Source organism: bacterium, assembly GCA_016873475.1.
GTDB lineage: Bacteria > Krumholzibacteriota > Krumholzibacteriia > JACNKJ01 > JACNKJ01 > VGXI01.
Genome location: VGXI01000177.1, coordinates 1 through 6,577, shown reverse-complemented (window position 1 = coordinate 6,577; position 6,577 = coordinate 1). Strand labels below are relative to the sequence as shown.

The 6,577-nt window shown below is 74.1% G+C and carries 6 protein-coding genes; 3 read left to right on the top strand and 3 right to left on the bottom strand.

Annotated features, from left to right (window positions below; translation table 11 throughout):
• The first annotated feature begins 585 nt into the window (after positions 1-585).
• The 3 genes from FJ251_12335 to FJ251_12325 all read left to right on the top strand — a co-directional run bounded on the left by FJ251_12335 (position 586) and on the right by FJ251_12325 (position 3,642).
• Positions 586-1,992: an amidophosphoribosyltransferase gene (locus FJ251_12335; protein MBM4118499.1), complete on the top strand. Its 1,407-nt coding sequence runs from the start codon at positions 586-588 to the stop codon at positions 1,990-1,992.
• 100 nt (positions 1,993-2,092) lie between these two features.
• Complete coding sequence (locus tag FJ251_12330; GenBank protein ID MBM4118498.1) at positions 2,093-2,479, top strand: hypothetical protein; 387 nt, start codon at positions 2,093-2,095, stop codon at positions 2,477-2,479.
• The gene (locus tag FJ251_12325) at positions 2,479-3,642 is read left to right on the top strand and encodes a hypothetical protein (protein ID MBM4118497.1); all 1,164 of its coding nucleotides are present in this window, start codon (positions 2,479-2,481) and stop codon (positions 3,640-3,642) included. Before FJ251_12330 ends, FJ251_12325 begins: the two co-directional genes overlap by 1 nt.
• Here the strand turns inward: FJ251_12325 and FJ251_12320 are convergent.
• The 3 genes from FJ251_12320 to FJ251_12310 all read right to left on the bottom strand — a co-directional run bounded on the left by FJ251_12320 (position 3,639) and on the right by FJ251_12310 (position 6,550).
• The gene (locus FJ251_12320) at positions 3,639-4,250 is read right to left on the bottom strand and encodes a DNA-3-methyladenine glycosylase (protein ID MBM4118496.1); all 612 of its coding nucleotides are present in this window, start codon (positions 4,248-4,250) and stop codon (positions 3,639-3,641) included. The genes FJ251_12325 and FJ251_12320 overlap by 4 nt on opposite strands.
• A complete protein-coding gene (locus FJ251_12315) occupies positions 4,247-5,773 on the bottom strand; it encodes a hypothetical protein (GenBank protein ID MBM4118495.1) in 1,527 nt (508 codons plus the stop codon). The genes FJ251_12320 and FJ251_12315 overlap by 4 nt, the downstream gene beginning before the upstream one ends.
• Positions 5,774-5,863: 90 nt before the next feature.
• Complete coding sequence (locus tag FJ251_12310; protein MBM4118494.1) at positions 5,864-6,550, bottom strand: deoxynucleoside kinase; 687 nt, start codon at positions 6,548-6,550, stop codon at positions 5,864-5,866.
• Positions 6,551-6,577: the final 27 nt, after the last annotated feature.

Genomic DNA, 6,577 nt, shown 5'->3' with positions numbered 1-6,577 from the left:
CCTCGTCCGCGAAACGGCCTGGCTCGCGCTCACCGGCCAGCTCGGCTGGTCGGAGCGCCTGCTCGACCTGCGGCGCTACAGCCTGTGGCGCTTTGCCGTCCCCGGCGCGGCGGTCGACGCGGGCGCGCTCGGCGCGGCGCTCGCCGCCGCGATCGAGCGCAGCGCCGACTTCTACAACCCGAACAAGGAGCGCCTGCGCTGGGCCGCTCCCGGGGAGCTGTCCGCGGGCGAGACGCTCGTCGCGCCGGCGGTCAGCCCCGCGCACGCGCTGCCACGCGCGGGCGCGCAGCCCTGGCAGCTCGGCCTCTGGGTCACCGACGAGGGCGGCGAGGCGCCCGCGCTCGCCCGCCGCACGGCTGCCCAGCTCGCCGCGGCGGGGCTCGCCTTGCCCGCGCTCGGGCTCGCAACCGGCGCCTACTGGGAGCTGACCCTCGCCGCCGCCGACGCCGCCGAGGCGCTCGCTCTGGCCGGCGAGCTGGCGGTCAGCCGCGGCCGCCACGCGGGGCTCTTGCTCAATCCCCATTACCAGGAGGGCTGGCTGCTCGCGCTGGCCGCCCTGCCCGCGGCGCCGGCCGCCTCCCCGCGATGAGACGCGGCGGACCGGATCGGCCGCGCGAGGAGTGCGGGATCATCGGCGTCTACGGCCACGGGCGCGCCGCCGAGCTCTGCTATCTCGGTCTCTACGCCCTCCAGCACCGCGGCCAGGAGTCCAGCGGCATCACGGCCAGCGACGGCCACCACATGAAGAGCCATCTCGGGATGGGCCTGGTCGGCGACGTCTTCAACGAGGCGCGCCTGGGAGAGCTGGCGGGTCCGCTCGCCATCGGCCACAACCGCTACAGCACGACCGGCCGCGTCAGCCTGGTCAACGCGCAGCCGATCGTCGTCGACTGCAAGGCGGGGCGCCTGGCGGTCGCCCACAACGGCAACATCACGAACGCCCTCGAGCTGCGCGATGCGATGGAGGCCAAGGGGCACATCTTCCAGTCGACCAGCGACAGCGAGATCGTGCTGCACCGCATCGCCCGCTCGGAGCAGGCGGACCTGCGGGCGATGGTCGCCGAGGCCGTGACGGGTCTGGAGGGCGCCTACTCGCTGCTGCTGCTCGCGCGGGACCGCCTCTTCGCCTACCGCGACCGCCACGGGTTCCGGCCGCTCTGCGTCGGCCGCCTCGGGGAGACCTGGCTCGTCGCCAGCGAGAGCTGCGCCTTCGACATCGTCGGCGGCGAGTACCAGCGCGACGTCGTGCCCGGCGAGCTGATCATGATCGACGAGCAGGGCCTGCACAGCACGATCGTGGAGGGCGGGGCGCCGGCGGCCCGCTGCATCTTCGAGTTCGTCTACTTCGCGCGGCCGGACAGCATCGTCTTCGAGGAGAACGTGGACAAGGTGCGCCGCAAGCTGGGCAAGCAGCTCGCGCGCGAGCACCCCGTGGAGGCGGACTTCGTCATCTCGGTGCCGGATTCCTCCAACAGCGCGGCGCTGGGCTACAGCCTGGAGAGCGGCATCCGCTTCGAGTTCGGGCTGATCCGCAACCACTACGTCGGGCGCACCTTCATCAGCCCCCGCCAGAGCGTGCGCGACGCCGGCGTGCTGATCAAGTACAACCCCGTGCGCGGCGTGCTGCGCGGCAAGCGCGTGGTGGTGGTGGACGACTCGATCGTCCGCGGCTCGACGATGCGCAAGCTCGTGCGCCTGCTGCGCGAGGCGGGCGCCCGCGAAGTGCACCTGCGCATCAGCTCGCCGCCGATCGCGAGCCCCTGCTTCTACGGCATCGACATGCCGACGAAAGAGGAGCTGATCCGCTCGCGCTTCGACGTCGAGGGGATCCGCGCCTTCCTGGGCGTCGACTCGCTGGCCTATCTCTCCCTCGCGGGCATGCTCGGCTGCGCCAAGAGCCCGGGGAGCTTCTGCACGGCCTGTTTCACGGGCGATTACCCGGTGCCCGTGCGCAGCCAGGGCGGCAAGTCCCGCCTGGACCGGGACCTCTGACCGGGAGCGCCGGGCCGGGCTTGCGGAGCCGGAACTCCCGTGCTAGAGTTGCCGCCGCCCTGCCGGACGCATCCCACTGCCTGAGGAGTCTGCGAGGATCATGTTGAGACGCTGGCTTGCGATCGCGCTCACCCTGCTCACGCTGAGCGGCACCGGCGCCTGTCTGCGCGCGGTGGAGGTCAACCCGGAAGAGACGCCCAGCGGCACCGCCCTGCGCGGCAACATCCGCGTCGTCGACCGGGACGGCATCGTCTACATCGCCCAGTCGCTGCGCGTGACCGAGAGCGGCGACTACCTGCTCGAGATGGTCGAGCGCATCGACGACGGCGTCTCCGAGGTCCTGATGGAGACCACCTTGCCCCGGGCGGAGGTCGTCTCCATCCGCAGGAGCGAGACGAACCGCTGGGCGGTGGCGGGCCTGGTCGCGGGGACCGCGCTCTTCATGGTCTGGCTCTACTACAAGATCAATACCAGCGTCTTCGACTGATGCGCGCCCTCGTCCTCGGGGCCGGCCTCCAGGGCAGCGCGGCGGCTTACGACCTCGTCACCCATGGCGGCGCGACGCGGCTGACCCTGGTCGACGCCGAGGGCGCCGCCCTCACGCGCTGCCTCACCGAGCTGCCCGCGCTCTCCGCCGCCGGCGCCACAGCCCGCGTCCTCGATCTCGCCGACCCGGCGGCCCTCGCGCCCCTGCTCGCCGAGGCGGACGCCTGCTTCAGCGCCCTGCCTTACTTCCTCAACCTGCCGGTCGCCGAAGCCTGCGCCCGCGCCGGCGTGCACTACGTGGACCTGGGGGGCAACACCGACATCGTGCGCCAGACCCTCGCGCTCGATCCCCTCGCGCGCGCGAGCGGCGCCTGCCTGGTGCCCGACTGCGGCCTCGCGCCCGGCCTGGCGGCGACCGTGGCGATGGCCGCGATCGCGGGCCTGGCGGGCGTGGAGAGCCTGAAGATCCGCGTCGGCGGCCTGCCCCAGCGCCCGCGGCCGCCACTCGACTACAGCCTCTTCTTCTCGGTGCACGGACTGATCAACGAGTACATGGGCGAAGCCGTGGCGCTGCGGGGCGGCGAGCTGGTCAGCGTGCCCACGCTCGCTGAGGTGGAGAGCCTCGAGTTCCCGCCGCCCGTCGGCCGCTGCGAGGCCTTCGCCACGCTCGGCGGCACGAGCACCCTGCCCTGGACGCTGCGGGGCCGCGTGCGCGAGCTGGACTACAAGACCGTCCGCTACCCCGGGCACGCGGAGAAGATCCGCCTGCTCAAGCAGCTCGGCTACTTCGACGAGGCGCCCCTCAGCGTCGAGGGCCGGGCGGTCGCCCCGCGCGCCCTCAGCGCCGCCCTGCTCACGCGGGCCCTCAGCGAGGAGGGCGTGCGCGACCTCGTCGTGTTCCGCGTCGAGGCCGTGGGGGAGAGCCCTGCCGGCCGCCGCCGGCGCCGCTTCGAGATGATCGACTTCTACGACGAGGCCACCGGCCTCTCGGCGATGCGCCGGACGACCGCCTTCCCGGCCGCGACGGTGCTCAGCCTCATCGCGCAGGGCGAAGGCGCCGGCCCCGGCGCGCACTCGCTGGAAGTCGCCCTGCCCGCCGAGCGCTGCCTCGCCGAGCTCGCGCGCCGCGGTCTCGTCATCGCGCGCAGCGAGGCGCCCGCCTAGGGCGCGGCTGCCCGCGAGACCCGGCTCACCCAGGGACTGCCCTTCTCCAGAAAGCGCCAGGGCCAGCGCGCCGCCGCGCCCGCGTAGTCGACGCCCACGCGCGGGCCGCGCGCCACCGCAGCGTTCGGCAAGGGCGTGCCCGCCTCCAGCCAGAGCTCCGGATGGGGCAGCACGAGCCCGTCGTGGCGGCGATCGAGGGCGAGCGCGGCGCAGAGTCGTCCCGGCCCGCGCGCCCAGTCGCGCCGCGGCTGCCCGGCGCGCAGCGCGGCCATGCGCTCCAGGCCGGCCAGCGGCTCGCCCGCGCGCAGCAGCACCGCCGCGGCTTCGCCCGCCGGGCCACAGACCAGATTCAGGCAGTGGTGCAGGCCGTAGATCAGGTAGACGTAGGTCACCCCCGGCGGCCCGAACATCGCGCGATTGCGCGCCGTCGGCCCGCCGCGAGCGTGGCTGGCCGCGTCCGTCTCGCCGGCGTAGGCCTCGGTCTCGACGAGGCGCAGGACGAGGCGCTCGCCGTCGACGACGCGCAGGAGGTGGCGGCCGAGCAGGTCGCGGGCGACCTGCTCCACCGGGCGGGCGAAGAAGGCGGGGCCGAGGCGGCGACCGCTCACTCGGCGGCGCTCCGGCGGCGGCGATGCCGGCGCCGCGCGCGCCGGCGCGCCCGGCCGAAGACCAGGGGCGGCGTCGCCAGGCCGCGCGCCTCGGCGTCGAGCTGGAAGAGCCGGTAGGCCTCGCCGAAGTAGGGCTTGTTGCGGAAGAAGCCCGGCACGGGCTCCCCGTCCAGACAGCGCGCGAGCCGGCGCTGGCTGAGCGCGATGAGGAAGAGCTGCTCGGTGTCGCGCCGGGCGACGCCGAGGCGGGCCGTGATCGGCTTGAGGAAGCGGTAGGCAAGGCGGCCGAAGTCGACGCGGGCCTGCGGGTCCTCGCGCTCGCGGGCGTGCAGCGCCTCGAGCAGGGGGAAGGCGAAGAGCAGCGCGAGCAGGAAGCCGTTGCTGAGGTCTTCGCCCTCGGTCATCGCCGCGTCGAGCAGGGCCAGGCGCCGCCAGGGCAGGGGCAGGGCGCTCGGCGCAGCGGGCGCGGCCTCGGCGGCCGGCGGCGGCAGGTACTCGGCGAGGGCGGGCACGATGGCCGCCAGGAGGCCGGCCTCGCGCATCAGCCGCAGGCTGGGCAGAGCGGCGCCGCCGCGCAGGTCGCGGTAGAACTCCTCCAGCACGCGCGCCTTGCTGCACTCGCTCAGGTGCTCGCGGTGGCAGACGATGGCCGCCCAGGTCGCGGGCTCGATGCGAAAGCCCGTGCGCCCGGCGTGGCGGAGCGCCCGGATCATGCGCACCGGATCGCCGAGGAAGCGCTGGTCGGGGTCGCCGATCGCGCGGATCAAGCCCGCCTCGAGGTCGGCGAGGCCCCCGACGTAGTCGATGACGCAGAAGTCGGCGATGTCGTAGAAGAGCCCGTTGATCGTCAGGTCGCGCCGCCAGGCGTCCTCGGCCGGGCTCCCGTAGCGCTGATCGGCGAACTCGAGCAGGTGGCGGCCGCGGTCGTAGGCGCGCCGGGAGCGCGGCTCCCGCGGCGGGGCGGCCAGGGCCGCCCGCGCGCGCGCGGCCAGGACCGCCGCCTCGTCGCGCGCGAGGGCGGCGGCGAAGCCCGCCGCGGCGCGCTCGCCGTCGAATTCGGCGTCGGCGTCCTCCTCGTCGGCCTCCTGGGCGCGCTCCTCGTCCTCGTCCTCGCCTTCGAGGCGGTCGGCCTCGGCCTCCAGGCGAGCCTCCTCCTCCAGCGTGTCCTGGTCGGTGAGCGCGGGGTCGGTCTCCTCTTCGGGCTCGGCCAGCGCCCGGAAGGTCGCCACCTCGAAGATCCTGTCCCGGCCGAACATCACCTGGACGATGGGGAAGCGCCGGCCGATGACGCGGCTGTTGCGGAAGAGGTCCAGTACCTCCTCCGGCGTCGCATCGGTGCCGATGTCGAAGTCCTTGGGCTGGCGCCCGAGGAGCAGATCGCGCACGCCGCCGCCGACGAGATAGGCGCGGAAGCCCGCGTGGTGCAGGCGGTAGAGGGTCTTCAGCGCGTCGGGGTCGATGTTCCGCCGCGAGACGATGTGCTCGCTGCGGGCCAGGACCCGCGCCCTTGGTGGCGCGGTCATGCGGCCTCCGGTGGACGGCGAAGGCGGGAGTGGGACCACCAGTGTAGTCGATCCGTGGCGCGCCGCCAAGAGGGAGCGCGCGGGGCGTCCTCAGGGGAGCAGGAGGCGGAAGCGGGGGTCGGCGGTGGCGGGCGCGGGCGGCGGCCCGAAGAGCTCGCCCTGGGGACAGGCCGCGCGCACCTGCTCGGCCAGGCGCTCCAGGTCGCGCGAGCCGTCCATGAAGTCGAGGGCGTCCGCCTCGACGACGAGCACGCGGCCTCCGGGCCGCGCGGCGATCCACTCCTCGTAGAAGCCGTTCAGGCGCGACAGGTAGTCGGGATCGATGTTCGCCTCGTAGTCCCGCCCGCGCTGGCGGATGTTCGCGAGCAGGCCGGGCAGCCCGCGGCGCAGGTAGACGACGAGGTCGGGCACCCTGAGCAGTGCGAGGGCCTGCCGGTAGAGCCGTCCGTAGCTCTCCCACTCGCCGGCGCTCAGCAGGCCCAGCTCGCGCAGGTTGCGCGCGAAGATCAGAGCGTCCTCGTGGAGGCTGCGGTCCTGGATCGCGCTCTCGCCGCGCTCGGCGATCAGCCGGTGGTCCTCCAGCCGATTGACGAGGAAGGTGACCTGCAGCGCGAAGGCCCAGCGCGGCATGTCGCGGTAGAAGTCAGCGAGGAAGGGGTTGTCGTCCACGCGCTCGGCGTAGCTGCGCCAGCCGAGGCGCTCGCTGAGCAGCTGGCTGACCGTGGTCTTGCCGGCGCCGATGTTGCCGGCCAGCACGAGATGGACGAATGCGCTCACCGGGCGCCTCCTCGCGGGGGAGAGGGG